The organism is Streptomyces sp. NPDC058812 (assembly GCF_042744565.1).
GTDB classification, from domain to species: Bacteria; Actinomycetota; Actinomycetes; order Streptomycetales; family Streptomycetaceae; genus Streptomyces; species Streptomyces thinghirensis.
In genome coordinates this window covers 344,636-361,397 of record NZ_JBHYOB010000004.1, presented here as the reverse complement: position 1 = coordinate 361,397, position 16,762 = coordinate 344,636, and the positions used below count along the sequence as shown (strand labels likewise).

The 16,762-nt window shown below is 68.9% G+C and carries 15 protein-coding genes; 3 read left to right on the top strand and 12 right to left on the bottom strand.

The window, feature by feature from the left end; translation table 11 throughout:
• Positions 1-8: 8 nt before the first annotated feature.
• Positions 9-677, bottom strand: a complete 669-nt coding sequence (locus ACFW48_RS11225) for a class I SAM-dependent methyltransferase (protein WP_386312798.1) — start codon at positions 675-677, stop codon at positions 9-11.
• A gap of 132 nt (positions 678-809) precedes the next feature.
• A complete protein-coding gene (locus tag ACFW48_RS11220) occupies positions 810-1,013 on the bottom strand; it encodes a cold-shock protein (protein ID WP_003974443.1) in 204 nt (67 codons plus the stop codon).
• A gap of 290 nt (positions 1,014-1,303) precedes the next feature.
• Between ACFW48_RS11220 and ACFW48_RS11215 the strand changes: the two genes are divergently transcribed.
• Positions 1,304-2,152 carry a menaquinone biosynthetic enzyme MqnA/MqnD family protein gene (locus tag ACFW48_RS11215; RefSeq protein WP_386312795.1) on the top strand — a complete coding sequence of 283 codons (849 nt, stop codon included), beginning with the start codon at positions 1,304-1,306 and terminating at the stop codon, positions 2,150-2,152.
• A gap of 75 nt (positions 2,153-2,227) precedes the next feature.
• Complete coding sequence (locus ACFW48_RS11210) at positions 2,228-3,976, top strand: protein kinase (RefSeq protein ID WP_386312793.1); 1,749 nt, start codon at positions 2,228-2,230, stop codon at positions 3,974-3,976.
• Between the two features lie 97 nt (positions 3,977-4,073).
• On the opposite strand, the gene ACFW48_RS11205 is transcribed toward ACFW48_RS11210, so the two are convergent.
• Positions 4,074-8,732: an FtsK/SpoIIIE domain-containing protein gene (locus ACFW48_RS11205; protein ID WP_386312791.1), complete on the bottom strand. Its 4,659-nt coding sequence runs from the start codon at positions 8,730-8,732 to the stop codon at positions 4,074-4,076.
• Positions 8,733-9,017: 285 nt separating this feature from the next.
• Here ACFW48_RS11205 and ACFW48_RS11200 point away from each other — a divergent pair, with 285 nt between their 5' ends.
• The gene (locus ACFW48_RS11200) at positions 9,018-9,317 is read left to right on the top strand and encodes a WXG100 family type VII secretion target (RefSeq protein WP_386312789.1); all 300 of its coding nucleotides are present in this window, start codon (positions 9,018-9,020) and stop codon (positions 9,315-9,317) included.
• Positions 9,318-9,413: 96 nt separating this feature from the next.
• On the opposite strand, the gene ACFW48_RS11195 is transcribed toward ACFW48_RS11200, so the two are convergent.
• From ACFW48_RS11195 to ACFW48_RS11155, 9 genes are all read right to left on the bottom strand, one after another.
• On the bottom strand, positions 9,414-10,718 hold the full coding sequence (locus ACFW48_RS11195; protein ID WP_386312787.1) for a hypothetical protein: 1,305 nt from the start codon (positions 10,716-10,718) through the stop codon (positions 9,414-9,416).
• Positions 10,719-10,744: 26 nt separating this feature from the next.
• Entirely contained in the window at positions 10,745-11,395 is a 651-nt protein-coding gene (locus ACFW48_RS11190; RefSeq protein ID WP_386312785.1) for a hypothetical protein, read from the bottom strand.
• On the bottom strand, positions 11,392-12,555 hold the full coding sequence (locus ACFW48_RS11185) for a putative T7SS-secreted protein (RefSeq protein ID WP_386312784.1): 1,164 nt from the start codon (positions 12,553-12,555) through the stop codon (positions 11,392-11,394). The genes ACFW48_RS11190 and ACFW48_RS11185 overlap by 4 nt, the downstream gene beginning before the upstream one ends.
• Positions 12,552-12,851, bottom strand: a complete 300-nt coding sequence (locus ACFW48_RS11180; RefSeq protein WP_386312783.1) for a hypothetical protein — start codon at positions 12,849-12,851, stop codon at positions 12,552-12,554. Before ACFW48_RS11180 ends, ACFW48_RS11185 begins: the two co-directional genes overlap by 4 nt.
• 305 nt (positions 12,852-13,156) lie before the next feature.
• Positions 13,157-13,795: a hypothetical protein gene (locus ACFW48_RS11175; RefSeq protein ID WP_386312781.1), complete on the bottom strand. Its 639-nt coding sequence runs from the start codon at positions 13,793-13,795 to the stop codon at positions 13,157-13,159.
• Between the two features lie 44 nt (positions 13,796-13,839).
• The gene (locus ACFW48_RS11170) at positions 13,840-14,472 is read right to left on the bottom strand and encodes a hypothetical protein (protein ID WP_386312780.1); all 633 of its coding nucleotides are present in this window, start codon (positions 14,470-14,472) and stop codon (positions 13,840-13,842) included.
• Complete coding sequence (locus ACFW48_RS11165; protein ID WP_386312778.1) at positions 14,459-14,872, bottom strand: hypothetical protein; 414 nt, start codon at positions 14,870-14,872, stop codon at positions 14,459-14,461. Before ACFW48_RS11165 ends, ACFW48_RS11170 begins: the two co-directional genes overlap by 14 nt.
• A 9-nt stretch (positions 14,873-14,881) precedes the next feature.
• A complete protein-coding gene (locus ACFW48_RS11160; protein ID WP_386312776.1) occupies positions 14,882-16,237 on the bottom strand; it encodes a hypothetical protein in 1,356 nt (451 codons plus the stop codon).
• Positions 16,238-16,241: 4 nt separating this feature from the next.
• Entirely contained in the window at positions 16,242-16,541 is a 300-nt protein-coding gene (locus tag ACFW48_RS11155) for a hypothetical protein (protein WP_386312774.1), read from the bottom strand.
• Between the last annotated feature and the right edge of the window lie 221 nt (positions 16,542-16,762).

Below are 16,762 nucleotides of genomic sequence, written 5' to 3'. Positions count from 1 at the left end.
ACAGGGGCTCAGCGGCGGGCGATCAGGCACGCCTGCGGGACCTTCGCGGAGGTGTCCTCCTCCTGCACGCGCACCGTCCGCGACAGCACGGTGAAACCGGCCTCCTCCAGCAGCTCCGCCATCGGCTCGGGCCGCCGCCGTTCGAAGTCCAGGGCGACCGGATGGCCGAACGGGCGGTCGAAGTGGCGGGGCTCGTCGCCGACCTGGAAGGCGAGGAGCAGGTGCCCGCCGGGGGCCAGCACGCGCTTTGTTTCCGCGAAGAGGTCCGGCAGCCGGTCCCACGGCGTGTGGATCGACGAGTACCAGGAGACGGCCCCCGCGAGGGTGCCGTCGGGCAGGTCCAGCTCCAGCATGGAGCCCTGCTCGAACCGCAGGCCGGGATTCTCGCGGCGCGCGATGGCGAGCATCGAGGCGGAGAGGTCGAGACCGAACACCCGCAGGCCCAGCGAGGCGAGGTGGGCGGTGACCCGGCCGGGCCCGCAGCCGAGGTCGGCCACCTCGCCCTCCGGTCCCACCAGCTCGGCGAAGGCGCCCATCAGCGCCCGGTCCAGCGGGGTGCCGGCGCCCATGGGGCGGAAGCGGTCCGCGTAGTCCTCGGCGATGGCGTCGTAGAAGGTCCGGGTGGTGTCCAGGAAGCCGCTGTCGTGGCGAGTGTCGTGTCCGCTGTCGTGGGTCATGGCGGGACCCTAGTGCCCGGCACTGACAGTCGGCCGGGACCGGAATTCACCGAGAATTCAGAAAGGGAGGCCCGGAAAGGGCAGGAGCCCCGTCGCCGAAACGGCGCGGGGCTCCTTGGGTACTGCTGTCAATCAGACAGGAGTGACATTCTCCGCCTGCGGGCCCTTCGGACCCTGCGTGACGTCGAAGGACACCTGCTGGTTCTCCTCGAGGGAACGGAATCCCTGAGCGTTGATCGCGGAGTAGTGGACGAAGACGTCCGGGCCGCCGCCTTCCTGGGCGATGAAACCAAAGCCCTTTTCGGCGTTGAACCACTTCACGGTTCCGGTAGCCATAAGCCCTCCTTGGGCCCAAAGGGTTGCCCTGCTCCAGAACCAGCAAGTGTGAAGACTGGAATGCTGCACAACTGCATACGTCTGAGAACGACGAGAGCCCGCGGTCACATGCTCCGCAGGCTCTGTACTGCAAGGGAAACCAAACTGCAACTTGCTGTGAGCCTAGCACGCGGGCACCCGAGCGCAACAGAGGCCAAGATCACTTCACCCGAATGTTTGAACGCCTCCGCCGTTCGGCCGACGCCGGGGGCGGCGGCGGGCGGATGCCGGGACAGGGCTAGCCTCGCGATGTGGACAATTCTCGCACCCGGCCGCGCGTCGGCCACATCCAGTTCCTGAACTGCCTGCCCCTGTACTGGGGGCTCGCGAGAACAGGCACGCTCCTCGACTTCGAGCTCACGAAGGACACCCCGGAGAAGCTCAGCGAGCAGCTGGTGCGGGGCGACCTCGACATCGGCCCCGTCACCCTGGTCGAATTCCTCAAGAACGCCGAAGACCTGGTCGCCTTCCCCGACATCGCCGTCGGCTGCGACGGCCCGGTGATGTCGTGCGTGATCGTCTCGCAGGTCCCGCTGGAGCGGCTGGACGGCGCCCGCGTCGCCCTCGGCTCCACCTCGCGCACCTCCGTCCGCCTCGCCCAGCTGCTGCTCGCCGAGCGCTTCGGCGTCCAGCCGGACTACTACTCCTGCCCGCCCGACCTGAGCCTGATGATGCGGGAGGCCGACGCGGCCGTCCTCATCGGCGACGCGGCCCTGCGCGCGAACATGATCGACGGCCCGCGCTACGGCCTCGAAGTGCACGACCTGGGCGCGCTGTGGAAGGAGTGGACGGGCCTGCCGTTCGTCTTCGCGGTCTGGGCGGCCCGGCGCGACTACGCGGAGCGCGAGCCGGTCATCACCCGCAAGGTGCACGAGGCCTTCCTCGCCTCCCGCAACCTCTCCCTGGAGGAGGTCGGCAAGGTCGCCGAGCAGGCGGCCCGCTGGGAGGCCTTCGACGAGGAGACCCTCGCGCGGTACTTCACCACCCTCGACTTCCGCTTCGGCGCGCCGCAGCTGGAGGCGGTCACCGAGTTCGCCCGCCGCGTGGGCCCGACCACCGGCTTCCCGGCGGACGTGAAGGTGGACCTGCTCCAGCCCTGATGCACAGGGGCCCCGCGCGCGGGCGGCGCACTACCCTGCTCCCAGGTACTGGCGTACGGGGGAGGGGTGGGCGTCATGCGGCCGCTCGATGTCGACGAACCCACCGTGGTGGGGCCCTACCGGCTGCTCGGCCGGCTGGGTTCCGGCGGCATGGGCAGGGTCTACCTGGGCCGCAGCGCCGGCGGCCGCACGGTCGCCGTGAAGATCGTGCACCCGCACTTCGCGCTCGACGAGGAGTTCCGGGCCCGCTTCCGGCGCGAGGTGGACGCCGCGCGCAGGGTGGGCGGCGCCTGGACCGCGCCCGTACTGGACGCGGACCCCGAGGCGCGCGTGCCGTGGGTCGCCACGGCGTACGCGGCCGGTCCGTCCCTGACGGCGGCCGTCGCGGACGGCGGCCCGCTGCCGGCCCACTCGGTACGGGCGCTCGGCGCTGGCCTCGGCGAGGCGCTGGCGGCGGTGCACGAGCTGGGCCTGGTCCACCGTGACGTGAAGCCGTCCAACGTCCTCCTCACCCTCGACGGTCCCCTCCTGATCGACTTCGGCATCGTCCGCGCGACTGGGGGCACCTCCCGGACGGAGTCTGGGGGAGGCACCGCCTCCCTGACCTCGACGGGCGTCTCGATCGGCTCGCCCGGCTACATGTCCCCCGAGCAGATACTCGGCAGGGGCGTCACGGGCGCGGCCGACGTGTTCTCGCTGGGCGCCGTCCTCGCCTTCGCGGCGATGGGCGCGCCGCCCTTCCCGGGGGACTCCTCGGCCGCCCTCCTCTACAAGGTCGTCCACGAGGAGCCGCAGCTCGGCGCCCTGGACGGCGGGACGGGCGGGGCGACGGACGCGGAGCTGCGGGACCTGGTGGCGGCGTGCCTGGCCAAGGACCCGGCCGCCCGGCCGTCCCCCGGGGAGGTGGCCCGGCGCCTCGCACCCGAGGGCGCGGCCCGCCTGGTGACCGGCGGCTGGCTGCCGGGGGCACTGGTGGAGCGGGTCAGCCGGAGCGCCGTACAGCTGCTGAACCTGGAGGCGGCGGAGTCGTCGGCGGGGGCGGGACTCGTGTCAGGGCCGGGGCCCGTGTCGGGGCCGGTGGGGTTCAGCCGGCCGTCGGTCACGGCGGGAGCGGACGGGGCGGCGGGGCCGGAGGGGCCGGCGAGGGCGGCGGGGCCGGCGGGGACGGCGGGGCCCGTCGCCGGTGCCTTCGGACCACCCCCGGTGATGCCCGCACCGGTCACTTCCCTCCCCGGGCCGAGGGACGGCGACGACTCGCCGGGCAAGCTCGCCCTGTCCGTCGCGGCGACCTCCACACGGGGCGCCGGTGGCCGCGGCCGGCGGCTGAGCTGCACCGTGGCGCTCGCGGTGGCGGGGGCGCTGGCGGCGGTGACGGTCGGCTCGGTGTTCGTCCTGGACCTGCTGCCGGGCGAGGGCGGCAAGAACAGCCCGGACGGTCAGGCCACCGCCACCCAGACACCCTCCGCCCCCCGCGCCGTTCCCGATCGCTACGTCGGCACCTGGGAGGGCCAGGCCGTCGCCGTCGAGGGCAACCTGCCCCTGGGCACCTTCCGCCTGACCGTCCGCGAGGCCGCGGTGGGCGAGAATATGGGCACCCTGCGCCACACCGACCTCTTCGGCGGCACCTGTGACGACGTACTGACCCTGAAGAAGGTGACGGAGAAGCAGGTCGTCGCCGGCGCCGTGGGAGCCGAGGGCAACCGCGACGTCTGCAACCAGGCCCTCCACACCGTCCGCCTCACACCCGTCGGCGACGACCTCCAGTACGAGTCCGACAGCAAGGACTCGGGGCGGCCGAAGGCGCGGTTGTCGAAGGTCGAGTAGGCGAGGGCTTCGCTTCCTCGGGTCAGAACCCCGCCCACAAGGCGAAGCACCGCCCCCGCCGCCCTCCTCCGCTTCGGCCGGCCCGGACCGCCGCCACTCACCCCGGCACCACGACCGTACGCAGCTCACCGTCCCCGAGGTGCAGCATGCCCTTGCCCGGGGCGATCTGGCCGCCGACCATGCCGCGGGAGACGCGCAGGCCGATGAGGTCGCCGCTGGAGGACTCCTGCGGACAGAGCAGGATGCCGCGGCGGGCCTTCTTGGCGTCGACCTGCCAGCCGGAGAAGCCGCTGCACACGTCCTCCTCGTCACCGGCGATGACGAGGGCGAGACCGCGTTCGGCGCCCCGGGAGACGATCTTCTTCATCTGGCTCTCGGCGTCGCAGTCCTCGAGGATCTCGCCGTCGTCGACGAGCACGGCGATCGGCTCCTCCAGGCTGGCCTGGTCGATGAGCTCCTCGAACTCGTCCTCATCGATGTCGTCACCGGTGAAGACCTTCAGCACGCCCTCCGCACCGTCCAGTCGACGCAACGGCGACTGGCGGGGCGCGGCGACGACGAGGCGGGTGCCCTGGGCGAGGAAGGAGTTCGCGACGTTCATCAGCACCGTGGAGCGGCCCGACTTGGCCGGCCCCGCGATGACGAACGCCGGGACACCGACCGCGAGGTCGGGGCCGAAGCCGACGATCTCGTCGCCGCCGATGCCGACCATCGCCCACAGCTTGGAACGGGACGCCTGCGGGTCGCGCAGCTCCCACGCCTCCGTGAAGGAGATACGGCTGGGCAGGCTGTCGACGCGGAACGGCCGCCGGGTGCGCGGCACATCCGCGTCCCGGGCCGCGGCCGCCTCGCCGATCGCGGTGATCGCCGCCGCCTGCCCCTGACCGGTGGTGTCCTCGGCGAGCAGCGCGAACTGCGTCTCCGTACCGGCCTCGTTGCGGAAGGCGCGGCCCGGCGGGATCTCCTCGGGCACCTTGCGGGCCGGGATGCCGAGCGAGGAGAAGTCGCTGCGGTCGGCGAGACGCAGGCCGTACTTGTCCTCGGTGAGCGTCGCGATACGCCCGACGAGGAGCGTGCGGTCACCCGTGAGCACCAGGTGGATGCCGACGCTGGCGCCCTCCCGCATCATCGTCTGCAACTCGTCGGTGAGCGAGCCGTGGTCGACCTCGCCGAGGGTGGGCACCCAGCCCTCCCAGCGGTCCAGCAGCACGACGATGTGCGGCAGCCGTTCGTCCTCCGCCACCGCCGCCCGCTGCTCGCCGATGTCGGCGAAACCCTTGTCGGCCAGCAGATCCTGCCGCCGGGACAGCTCACCCTTGAGCCGGTTGACGAGCCGCACCACCCGCTCGGTCTGATTGCGGCCGACGACCGCGCCGCAGTGCGGCAGCCGGGTCAGCGCGTTGAGCGCGCCGTTGCCGCAGTCGATGCCGTACAGGTGCACGTCGGCGACGGAGTGCGTACGGGCCAGCGAACCCGCGATGGTGCGCAGCACCTGGGACCGGCCGCTGCGCGGGGCGCCGCCGATCATCAGGTGGCCGAAGCTCGCGAAGTCGACGACGACCGGGCGGCGCGCCTGGTCGGAGGGCAGGTCCTCGATGCCGAACGGGGCGGGCGGCAGCTTGCCCGGGGCGGCGCCGGTGAGGGCCGGGACCTCGATCTCGTCCAGCAGCAGGGTCTCGTCGAGCGCCGGCAGCCAGGGGCTGTGCTGGGCGGGGATGCCGAGCGAGCTGTTGGCGTCGCGCACCGCGTCGACGAGCACCTTGAGATCGGTGATCTCGTCGTCCTCGCGGGACTCGGTCTTCGGCTTGGCCAGCGCCGCCCGGCCCAGATCCTCCCAGCCCAGCGGCCCGACCCAGGGCGCGAGCGCGGCCGGGTCGGCGGCACCGGGTCGCCGGCCCCCGACCCGCCCCGACTGGAAGGGAACGAGGGAGGAGTGACCCAGCCGCACGTAGGCGCGGCCCGGGGTGCTCTTGGAGATGTGCCCGGCCTCCGGGGAGTCGATGACGTCGCTCGACTCGCCCCCGTCGGTCACCCGCAGCGCGATACGGAGGTTGGTGTTGGCGCGGATCTCGGGCGACACGACACCGCTCGGCCGCTGCGTGGCGAGCAGCAGATGGATGCCGAGGGACCGCCCTCGCTGGGCGATGTTCACCAGGCCGGTCACGAAGTCGGGCAGGTCCCGCACCATGGACGCGAACTCGTCGATGACGATGAGCAGCCGCGGCACGGGAGCATGCGAGGGGTCTCGTCTGACGAGGTCCTGGTAGTCCTCGATGTCCTTGGCGTCGGCGGCGGCGAGGATGTGCTCGCGCCGCTTCAGCTCGGCGCCCAGCGACTCCAGGGCGCGTTCGACGAGGTGTGCGTCGAGGTCGGTGACCATGCCGACGGTGTGCGGCAGCTTCACGCAGTCCTTGAACGCGGAGCCGCCCTTGTAGTCGACGAGGACGAAGGTCATGTTCTCGGGCGTGTTCGCGACGGCCAGGGCCGCCACGATGGTCTGCAGCAGTTCGGACTTACCCGAACCGGTCGTACCGGCGATGAGCCCGTGCGGACCGTCCTTGCGCATGTCGATGCCGAAGGGACCGTCGTACGACTCACCGATGACGGCCATCGTCGACTGCCCGCCCATCCGCCAGCGCGCGCTGATCGCGTCGGCCGTCGGCGGCTCCAGCTGGAGCACGTCGAGGAGCCGGCTGGAGCCGGGCAGCGCGGAGTCCTCGGTCTCGCCGCTGATGTCCCGCAGCGCGGACAGCGAACGCGCGAGCCGCAGACACCAGGCAGGGGTCACGAAGTCGGGCCGCACATCCGCGATCCGCTCGGCCCCCGCCTCCTCCACCCGCAGCCGCAGCTTCTCGGTCCGCGCCCGCTGCTCGGGCTGGGCGGCGGCACCGGTGTGCCAGGCCTGGAAGGACGGAAACCCACCGGCGACCGGCTGCGCCTGGTGCTGCTCGCTCTCCTGCCGCCGCCCCGTCTCCTCGACCTTGGGCTCGGCGACGACGAACGCCTGGCACTCACCGGGCAGGAACCGCTCCTCGGCGTCGAGGCAGACGGCGTACATGGACACGGACGGCCCCTCACGCAGCAGCCGTACGACCCCCGGCAGGGACCGCAGCCGCCGCGACCCGTCCCACACCACGACGATGTCCGGATCGCTGAAGGTCGACGCCTGCCCGCCGCCACCCTTCTGCTGGGCGGCCTTCTTGCGCGCGTCGAGGATCTGCGTCAGCTCACCGATGCGGGCGCCGACGGTCTCGGCGTCGGTGCCGATGAGGACGTTGACGTCCTGGCCGCCGGAGGGCCGGGAGTGCGGCAGCCAGCGCACCCAGTCCCACTCGGCCTGGGCGGAGTTCTCGCTCAGCACGTAGAACTGCACGTCCATGGGGCTGTGCAGCGCGGCGGTCTGCGCGACGGCCCACCGCCCCAGCGACCGGGCGGAGTCCCCGGGCCCCGCGATGCCGATGACCCCGAGGCCGCGCAGGGAGAGGGCGACGGGGGCGTCCTCGATCTTCCAGGTGACCTGCCGGCGGTGGTCGTCCTGCTCGGGATCGTCGAGCACGACCTCGGAGGGCAACTGCCCCGTACCGACCCTCAGCAGCAGATGATCCCGATCCGTCCGCCGCCGCTCCCACAACCGCGTCCGCGGCCCCGTCCCCACGGACAGCACGACCGCCGGATCCGGGATGGCGTGCCGCCGGTCGTTCCGCTCGGTGACAAGGGCGTCCTGAGCGTCCTTCTCAATCCTCTCCTTCTGCTCCTCGTACTCCTTGACCTGCTTGGCGTGGGACTTGCGCCCGTGCTTCTTGTCGTTGAAATAGTTGGCGAAGAGCAGAATGGGACTGAGTCCCGCCATGATCAGGTAGTACCAGCGCCCGAAGATCGCCACGGCCACGACCGCGCCGACGATCGGCGTGAACGCCATCAGCCAGGGCAGCGGCCGCGGTTCGTACTCGCGAGGCGGCGACGGCAACCGGAAACTCGTCTGCCGCTCCGGCGGACGAAGCCGCGGCGGCCGGTTGTAGTCGAGCCCGACGCCGTCCTCGGACCACTTCAGTGCCGCGTTGGGCGGTGCATACCGGGCGAGTTCGAGGAGCGAGTTCCCGACCGCTATCTGAGCCCCGAGCGGCCACTCGTCACGGCCCCTGCCCTTGTCCCGGTCCTTGTCCCGATCCTTGTCCCGGCCCTTGGCTCGGTCCTTGTCCCGGCCCTTGTCCCCGTCCTTGTCCGGGTCCTTCATGGCCTCGCCGTCGAGGGTGACGCCTTCCTTGTCGGCGTGCACGGCGACCTTGCAGGTGCCGTCGGTGGCCACGGAGAGGGTGAGGGCACGCGCGTCGACTTCCGGATCGTCGATACGGATGTACGACGCCGCCCCGCTGCCGATGTCGTACTTCCCCACGCCGAGCCGGTGCACGAACCCGGCGCCCGGCCCGCCGACGACACGCAACTCGACCAGCCCGCTGGGCTCCCCGGGCAGGCACCCTGACGGATCCTGGAGCGAGACGACCGCGCCTTCGCGGAGTGGCGACCCGATGACCGTGGCCGACGGATCGACGGGATACCCGTCGACGTAGACGAGCGGCGCGTTGCCCGCGCCCCCCTGCCGCTGATGCCCGATGGGAATGACCTGCGCACCCGCGACGCCGACCTGCTTGGCCAGCTCCTCGGCGATGTCCCCCACGGTGGACTCGGGATCGGCATCGAGGACGACGTCGGCGGTGCCCCCGCCGAACGGGTCGACGACGGTCAGGCTCAGTCGCACGCTTGTCCTCCCCAAACGGCCCCTGCGGCCGCTTCCGCAACACGGCTCACAGTTCAAGCGACGATATCCGTTGGGTGTCGCGGTGCGGCAACAGGGAGGTGACCGAACGTTCCCGAAGGCAATGCAGGGATGTGACACCACAAGCCACCCCCGTAAGCTGCTGCCACAAGAGCGGACGATCACACCGGTCGCTACACGCGCCCGGTTTGACCGGTGCGCCGGTTCGATCCGCAAACAAGGAGCCACGGGGGTTGGCCCTGCGGCATTGTGAGAGGAAGCGGCTTCATGGCCAAAGACCTTGACATCACATACCAGGACATGCGGGATGCGGCCAAGCATGTCGTGAAGGAGAAGGAAAAGCTCCAGGAGAAGCTCGACGGCCTCCGCAAGTACATCGCCAACCTGGTCGAGTCGGGCTACGTCACGAAGTCCTCCTCCAAGGCCTTCGACGAGAACTTCGACGAGTTCACCAAGGGCGCCAAGACCACCCTCGACGGCCTCGACGGCATGGGCGACTACCTCACCACGGCCGCCGACAAGTTCGAGCAGATCGACGAGGAACTGGCGAAGCAGGCGCGGAAGTGACGCTCGCCTGAAGCGTTGTACGACGGTGTGGCGAGGCATTACGCGTGCTTCGCCGCACCGAAGTCGGTAGGCCTCAACCGTGAATCAATACGCGACTCAGGGCTCCAGCACCTGCACACCGGCACCGGCGAGTGTGTCGACGATGGACCCCGCCCGCGGAGACCGGAACTCGATCGCCTCTCCAGAGCGAAGGAGAACATCCACCGAGTCCGCGGCCCACGCCACGCCGCTGGGGGTAAGGATCACACCCTCCACTTCGCCGAGCGAAACGTCGAGAGCCGCCCCGTCCGTACCCCGCAGGCGCAGCGCTCCGCCGTCGACCGCCAGGGCACCCGTACGGGAGGGCCCGGCGTCCCAACTGGACGGCCCGGCGGTGTCGGCTGCCCCGGGATGCGTCTCCGCCAGTCCGTAGCGCACCGGGTGCACAGCGGTCCCGGGAGGGAAGGACGACGTGAGGGCGCGTGCCGCAACATCGAGTTCGGTCCGCTCACGGCGGCGCGTGAGCAAGACCTTGGGCAACCCCAGTGCCAGCACGGCTGCAGCGAGCGCGGCCGCGACCGCGAGGCTGAGGGCCTCCTTGGGACGTACGACGACGAAGACCAGGGTGACGATGACGGTCGGCGCCAAGAGCGCGGCGTAGATCAGCGCCGGGTGGACGCCGGGCGGACGCGTCACCGTGCCGCCGGCGGCCGTCGGTCCTTGTCCGAGCCGCGCGCGCTGCTGTTGCCGCCGGGCCCGGATTCGCTCCAGCCGCTCGCGCGTGGACCAGCCGTAACGTCCGGCGTACTTCCTGGCAGTACTCCAGGCGAGGAGCCCAGCCACGACAAGGCAGGGCAGCAGGGCCAGGACCTTGGGGTCGGACACGTCGGCGAGGACGGCCACTGAGAGGACGACCACGAGGACGAGCATGACGGCCGCGTAGAAGAAGCGGCCGTGCGGATACCCCTGTACGCCGTACTGGGTGGGGAATTCCGCATCGTGTCCGCGTTCCACGGCAGCCCACTGCCGCATCAGCGTGAAGCGCCGGCTCGAGCGCCTCCGCAGCCCGCGCAGTACAGCCGAGGCCGGTAGGGCGAGGACGGCGAGCAGTACGAGGCCCAGCACCAGCGACACCGCGACGTCGGTGGTCTCGCTGCCCTCTGCCTCCGCGGCATCGACGACCATCACCGGCACCACCCCGGCGACGAACGTCACCACGACAGCACAGACGAGGAAGGTGAGAGCCCGGGCACGCGAGAGGTCCTCGCGGACCAGAGCGGCGAGGGCTTCCTGCTGATCTCGTACACGTGAGGCACGATCCGGCCAGTCGGCGACCGCCCGAGGCGCATCCGGCAGTGGGGCGGCCCGGAAGCGTGAGGGGCGGTTCTGCCCTGTCTGGTGACTGTTCGTGGTGTTCGTCATGTCCGTTCCCGTGGTGTCCGCGCGCGTCACTCAGTACTCGAAGGGATGAAGACCGAGTGGCCGGCGATGACCGCGACCAGGCCGGCCAGCTCTCGGACCTGATCCGGGTCCAGGCAGGTTCCGATGACAAGGAGGCCTCTGCCGCCGTCGGACGGGCAGGAGAGCACTCCTGCGAGACCGGTCCGCACATCCGGAGCGGACTCGCCCTCCCAGTCGCTCGGTGGCCGTACCGGCGGCTGCGCGATGAAACCGAAGCCGAGGCCCATGTCCGTGGAAAAGCGCTCGACATACGAGGTCGCGCCGGCGAATTGCTCGTCGAACACCTTCGACAGCAGCGCGCCGAGATCCAGTTCGTCGGGGCGGCCAGGCACGGCCGCCACCCCACCGTAGACCTGCCAGACCGCCTGGGCGCCGGTATTGGGGAGAGGGGCGGTGATAACCCCGTACATGACCACACCGTCGGCGAAATAGCGGTCGTAGCAGTAGAGCAGGCCGTCCGTAAATTCTTCCCTGCGCTCGGCCGAAGTGTCCGGATAGGTACGACGGACGAGATCGGCGCACCGCTCCCGCGTGGCGTCCCTGTCCGTTCCGTCGGCCATCAGGTCGAACCAGTCCGGTGGGACGAAGAGCTGGATCTCTCCAGGTTCGATGTCCGGTGCCTCGGTGTCAGTACTCAATTGGAGACCTTGGGCTTCTGAGCCAGAGGACCGAAGTCCAACGAGAAGATCTTGCCGAGCGTTTCGACGCTGTCACCGCTGCCCTCTGCCGTCATGACATTGCCGGTCCACGTGGTGGAGTAGCCGCCCGTTCGCCACAGGAATTCGGTGTGCCCCATGGCGTACGACGTGGAAGCCAACTGGAAATAACCCATGGGCAGTTCCTGCGCCGGACCGATCAGCTGAGGCACCATGCGCGTGGGGGCTCCGGAAGCCTTGGCCGCGGCGAGCACGCCTTCACCGATCTTCGCCCCGACCTTGCCCAGCCCGAATCCGACGGCGTCCATGATGACGTCCTTGGTTAGCAGCGCCTTCCCGAAGCTGCCTGTCGTGCCTACGGCGGAGAGATAGTGGGCACCGAGTGCGACACCGGCGAGGACGAGAGATGCCGCGCCGAGGAACTGGAGGCCTGGCACAAGCGCCAGCAGTCCCGTGACCGCGCTCAACAGGCCGGCGATGTCGCCGATGAGGTCCAGGAGGGGAGCCAGCTTGCCCAGCAGCTCGATCGCCTGGTCGTGCAGCCACGCCGCCGCATCGGCGATGGAGTCAAGCGCGTTCCCGATGGCCTCGCCGAGATTGTCCCAGAATCCCGGTTCGTTCGGCGCGATGTCGATGGCCTTCTGTAACCGCTTGGCGGCGTTACGGCCCTCTTCCTCGTAGTCGGAATGAAGAGTGCGGGCGCGCTTGCGCACGTCTTCGACGGGGTCCGTGCCGTCGGCGCTTCCGGACGAGGGCTTCTTCTCCGCCTCGGAACGGCCCTTGTCCTTGGACTTGTCCGCAGCCGACTTGGCCTCGGCGGCCTCTCGCTCGAGACTGCGGGCCTTCTTCTGCTTGTCCTCCATATAGCTGGACCAGCCCTGGAGGACACCCTTCGCCTTGTCGAAGGAGTCGTAGGCATCCACGACTTTCGGTCGGAAGTCGTCGTCGAGCAGTTCCCGGAAGGCGATGGCGGCCTTTCCACGCCAGTCGCCCTTGGCTGCTCCGTCCAGGACCTTTTTGATCTCGCCGAGTGCTTCTGCCGTGTGGCGAATGGAGTCGGAGACCTCGTCCACGGCGATGTGGTCCCCGGGGCACGGAACGAAACCCAGCGCCGGGAAGTCATCGAGGGTAGGCGCGCTCACTTCTTCTTGGCCGCCTTGGAAAGAGCGTCGGCAAGGTCCAAGTCGAGTTGGGTGAACGTCTTCTCGATCGTGTCAAGAGTCTTAGCAGCGCCCTTGGAGAACTTGCGCAGCTGCTTGATTTCGTAATCCCACTCCTCGCCGAACTCCTCCATGCGATGCTCGAGCTGAGAGGCGCCCATCGCCTTCGCATCGATGTCCGCCATCGCGCGGATCGGCTTGGCGAAGAGGTCGTCGATGTGTCCGAGGTTGTAACGCACCCGGTCCAGCATCTCGCCGTCGATGTACAAGTCACTCATGGCTCCCCCGCGGAGATGTCAGCTGCACTGCAGTGCCGCCCTTCTGCTCTCACCGCAAGCACGGGGGCGGGAGGACAGGCGCTGGTGGCGGTAGCGCTGACATGCGGTGTTTCGCCACTGCGAAGTTCCTTGCAAATCTGGCTTAAAGGGTGAATACATCCCAAGCGGGGTGTCGTCGAAGTGCTCACACGTTGGCTGACTTCCGCAACCGAACACTCCTCGCGACGTGGCCGTCACGACCACACGGCAGAGCACACACGGCGCCGCTCAGGTCACGAGGTTGCATCCACCCCCAGCGGTGCCGGTCAATGAGGCGCTCCAGGAAGCCGGAGCGTCCGCGCGAAGTCGTCCAGGGGCTCCATGGCCGCGGCGATCACTTCCGGATCGTCGTGGTGCCCGCGGAGGCAGACGTCGGGGATGCCGGGCGGGGTGTGCCAGTGATACGTCACCGAAGTCATCATGATGCTGCTGTCTGCGGGGTAGGAGCGAGTGACTCGGACTCCGTCCGCGCCCAGGTGTGGAGAGGCGAACGGAATACTGCCGGTTCGCTGCTGCCACTCGGGGATCTCCGGGTGCGGCACCGTGAGTGCGGTGCTTCCCTCGCAGGAAGCCGCGTTACCGGCCTCGCAGTGGATGCGGGTGGCGTGCATTACCAGTGGCATGTAGGTCAGTGGAACGGGGTGGTAGATGAACGCCTCGTCGACCTGGAGTTTGTCCCGGAGCGTGACGATCGTCTGCTCGTAGAAGGTCTTGTGGAAGCGGCGGAGTTTGCGGGTGAGTTCGATGTCGTGCGCGGCGGCCAGGTCGGCCAGAGTCGCGTCCAGCCATTCCTTGAAGGTCTTCTTGTCCATCTGGAGCCAGAGATAGCCCCAGAGGCCCTTGTTGGCATCCGTATCGACGTGGAGCGCACCGAGGTCGTCGCTCCACAGGGTGCCTTCGGACATCAGAGGTCTCCTTCGTCAGGGCGCGGGCAGTGAGAGGGGCGCCATCAGGCGTAGGCCCAGCGGAACGTGCTCATCACAGCGTCGAACAGCTCCACGAGCGTGTCATAGAAGGCGGGGTCCGAGCCCGGCGCGATCAGCGCGCTGAAGGAGAAGGTGAGGTACTGGTCCGGGGCGCTGTCCGGGACAGGTACGAAGTACTCGACCCGGCGGTGAGCGACGTCGACGCCCTGGGCGGCATCGGCGGGTACGTCTCGCTCCGAGCGCAGGGCCGCGGTGTCGTCGAGCTCCCGCGTCTCGGCACCGGGAGTCACGGAGGCGAGCGCGGCGAGGACCGCTTCCGGGCCGCTTTCGGGCCTGACCCGCGGAATCTCGATCGGCTCCGAAGCCACGAGCGAGACGGGCAGAGCGACGCCGTGAAGACGTTCGGTGGGGAGGTAGAGGGTCATACCCCCCTTGGCCCTTGCCCGGCGGACGACCTTCTTCATCTCCTGGTTGAGTTTCAGGCGGGCTCTCGGAATGTCGTCCTTGGGAAAGCCGACGGGCAGTTGTGCGACAGCCTTGCGGACGATGTGGTCCATCGCTTCCCTGGTGCCGTTGCGTAGCGGAATCACATCCCAGCCGGGTGGCGGCACCAAGTTGAAGCCGTTCGGGGCCCGGCGGGTCTCAGCGGCGGCCATGGCGCTCCCGCATCCCTTCCACTGCATAGGAAACGCCAACGAAGAGCGCCCACGCCGGGGCGGCGATCATGCCCGGCCAGAAGCCGAGCAGCAAGGAAGGCAGGTAGAAGCCGCCGCCCATGGCGAGATCTCGGGTGAGGTAGGGCGGACGGCCCGCGTACCGGGGGTACTTCGCGAAGACCCAGGCATAGTGGAGAAGACAGCCGATGATCCCGGCCTCATAGACGTGAAGAACCTCGTCTCTCAGAAATTCCGGCACGAGAATCATGACTCCGATCACCGGAAAGACCAGTGGCATGCCGATCAGCATAGTCAACCGGAGTCGCCGGTTCGGGCCGGTGCCGAGCCCCGTGCGGGCGGCTTCGGCTTCGGTAATGCGTTGCGCTGAGTGCAGGTCCACGATCGTTCCTCACCAGTGGGTGTCGGGAGCGGGCTTAAGAGTGTTGTCCTTCCAGTCGGAATACCCCTCGTTGTACGGCTTTTCTCCGGTTCCGAGGTGTTCGTGAGTCCAGCTCGTCAGGTCGCTCTTGCCCAGCGTCTTGTCCATGACGTCCATCCCCATGCCGGTCCATGCGATGCCGAGGCCTACCTGGTAGGACTTGTACGCCTTGTCCGCGGCGGCCCCAGCGGCCGCAGGGAAGGTGGCCTTGTTCGCCTGCAGCATCTTGGCCATGCCGGCCATTTCCTTGTCGCCGAGGTGCAGCAGGGTCGACAGCGGGCTGACCCGCAGAGGCGCCTTGGCCACCAGACCGACGTTTTGAGAGATGGACTTCCGTATGCCGTTACGGGCCGCACTGACTACCTGTCGCCCCGCCCCTTCCGGCATTTTGGACATCACCCGCCCCATGTCATCCATGATGCCCTTGACGCCTCTGAGCCCTCGGCTCAGGCCGGCTGTTCGGGCGGCCTGAGCAGCGCCCACGGTGGCCTTGGCGCCGCTTGCGAGCTTCGCGGCGGCTCCGATGCCACCCACGACGAGCAGCCCTCCCACGACGTCGAAGATGACATCCGTCCAGGTGGCGTCGCCGGATGCCACCAGCAGGAGTCTGAGCCCGATCGTGAGCGCCGCGATGCCAAGGACGAGCAAGTTCAAGCCGGGAATGGCGAGCGCCAGAAAGCCGGCGAACGTGGCGACCCAGCCGAGGACGTCTATAAAGGCTTTGATCCCGTCCGCGTGGTCATGGACCCAGCCCTTGATGTTGTCCCAGGTCGAGTCCTCGATGACGTCGTCGATCTCGTCGCGGATCTTCCCGGCATAGTGATTGGCACGAGTGATCCGGTTGCCGGTCAGGGTGTGCAGGGTGATTCGATACGGCTGGATGGGGTCGTCGGCGGGGCTGGTGCCGCTGGGGGACGTCTGCGGGACGTCCTTGTCCTCCGACGCGGCTTTCTTGGCCTTGTCGGCCTCGACCTCCTCCTGCTTCTCCTTGGCCTGGCGCAGGAGTTTGTCGGCGTCGCTCTGGAAATCCTCCAGTTCGTTCGACCACTTGGTCAGGTGGCCGTGCACCCGCTCGTATCGTCCGGCCACCTCCCGCATGTGCTTCTCCAGCGTGGAGGACTCGTCGCGCAGGGTCTTTACGTATTTACCCTTGAGAGTCTCGTCGTCGCTGATCGCCTTGAGGTTCTTGGCCTGGTCCCGGAGCTTCTCGGCCACCGAGATCATGTGCTTGACCTCGGCACGGATCTCCTCCGGATCGCCGGGAACGGGATCGGATGCGCACAGCGGCTGCCAGTCCACCGGACGGCGCTTGGATGTCGGTGTCATGGCGTCACTTCTTCTGCTTCTTCTTGTTCGCCTTGGCCAGCTCGTCGTCGAGATCCTCGAACGCCTTCTTGCTGCCGGCCACGAGCTTGCCGACCGATTCGATGGACTCGACGAGCCTGGTGCGGTAGTCGTCCCAGTTGTCGACGAACTTTTCCATGGCCCCGGCCACGGCACCGGAGCCCCAGTGCTCCTTCATGTCGTCCCGGCGGTTCTCGATGTCCTCGAAGGTCTTCTTGAGCTGGCCGAGCTTGCGCTCGCAGTCTGCGAGGAAGTCGTAGTCGACCGTCAGGTCCGGCTCACCCATGCAGTTTTCTTCCCCCGTGTTTGATCATGCGGCCGTGATGGCCATCTTCCGCTTCTCGTCGTCCCGGTCCCGAGCGCGGTCCCAAGCACGCTCCTGGGAGCTCAGAAACCACTCCACGAAGTTCTCAAGGCGGCGAGTAACGTACGGCGCTCTGCCCGCAGCCTTGCGCACTTCCCCGGGCGGATCCGGCATTCTACTGAGCCGGCACCAGGCGGAGTAGC

What these genes read in the sequence shown, in the direction of transcription:
- ACFW48_RS11225 (WP_386312798.1), bottom strand. Translation starts at nt 677, where the DNA reads ATGACCCACGACAGCGGACACGACACTCGCCACGACAGCGGCTTCCTG.
- ACFW48_RS11220 (WP_003974443.1), bottom strand. Translation starts at nt 1,013, where the DNA reads ATGGCTACCGGAACCGTGAAGTGGTTCAACGCCGAAAAGGGCTTTGGT.
- ACFW48_RS11210 (WP_386312793.1), top strand. Translation starts at nt 2,228, where the DNA reads ATGCGGCCGCTCGATGTCGACGAACCCACCGTGGTGGGGCCCTACCGG.
- ACFW48_RS11200 (WP_386312789.1), top strand. Translation starts at nt 9,018, where the DNA reads ATGGCCAAAGACCTTGACATCACATACCAGGACATGCGGGATGCGGCC.
- ACFW48_RS11195 (WP_386312787.1), bottom strand. Translation starts at nt 10,718, where the DNA reads ATGACGAACACCACGAACAGTCACCAGACAGGGCAGAACCGCCCCTCA.
- ACFW48_RS11180 (WP_386312783.1), bottom strand. Translation starts at nt 12,851, where the DNA reads ATGAGTGACTTGTACATCGACGGCGAGATGCTGGACCGGGTGCGTTAC.
- ACFW48_RS11175 (WP_386312781.1), bottom strand. Translation starts at nt 13,795, where the DNA reads ATGTCCGAAGGCACCCTGTGGAGCGACGACCTCGGTGCGCTCCACGTC.
- ACFW48_RS11170 (WP_386312780.1), bottom strand. Translation starts at nt 14,472, where the DNA reads ATGGCCGCCGCTGAGACCCGCCGGGCCCCGAACGGCTTCAACTTGGTG.
- ACFW48_RS11160 (WP_386312776.1), bottom strand. Translation starts at nt 16,237, where the DNA reads ATGACACCGACATCCAAGCGCCGTCCGGTGGACTGGCAGCCGCTGTGC.
- ACFW48_RS11155 (WP_386312774.1), bottom strand. Translation starts at nt 16,541, where the DNA reads ATGGGTGAGCCGGACCTGACGGTCGACTACGACTTCCTCGCAGACTGC.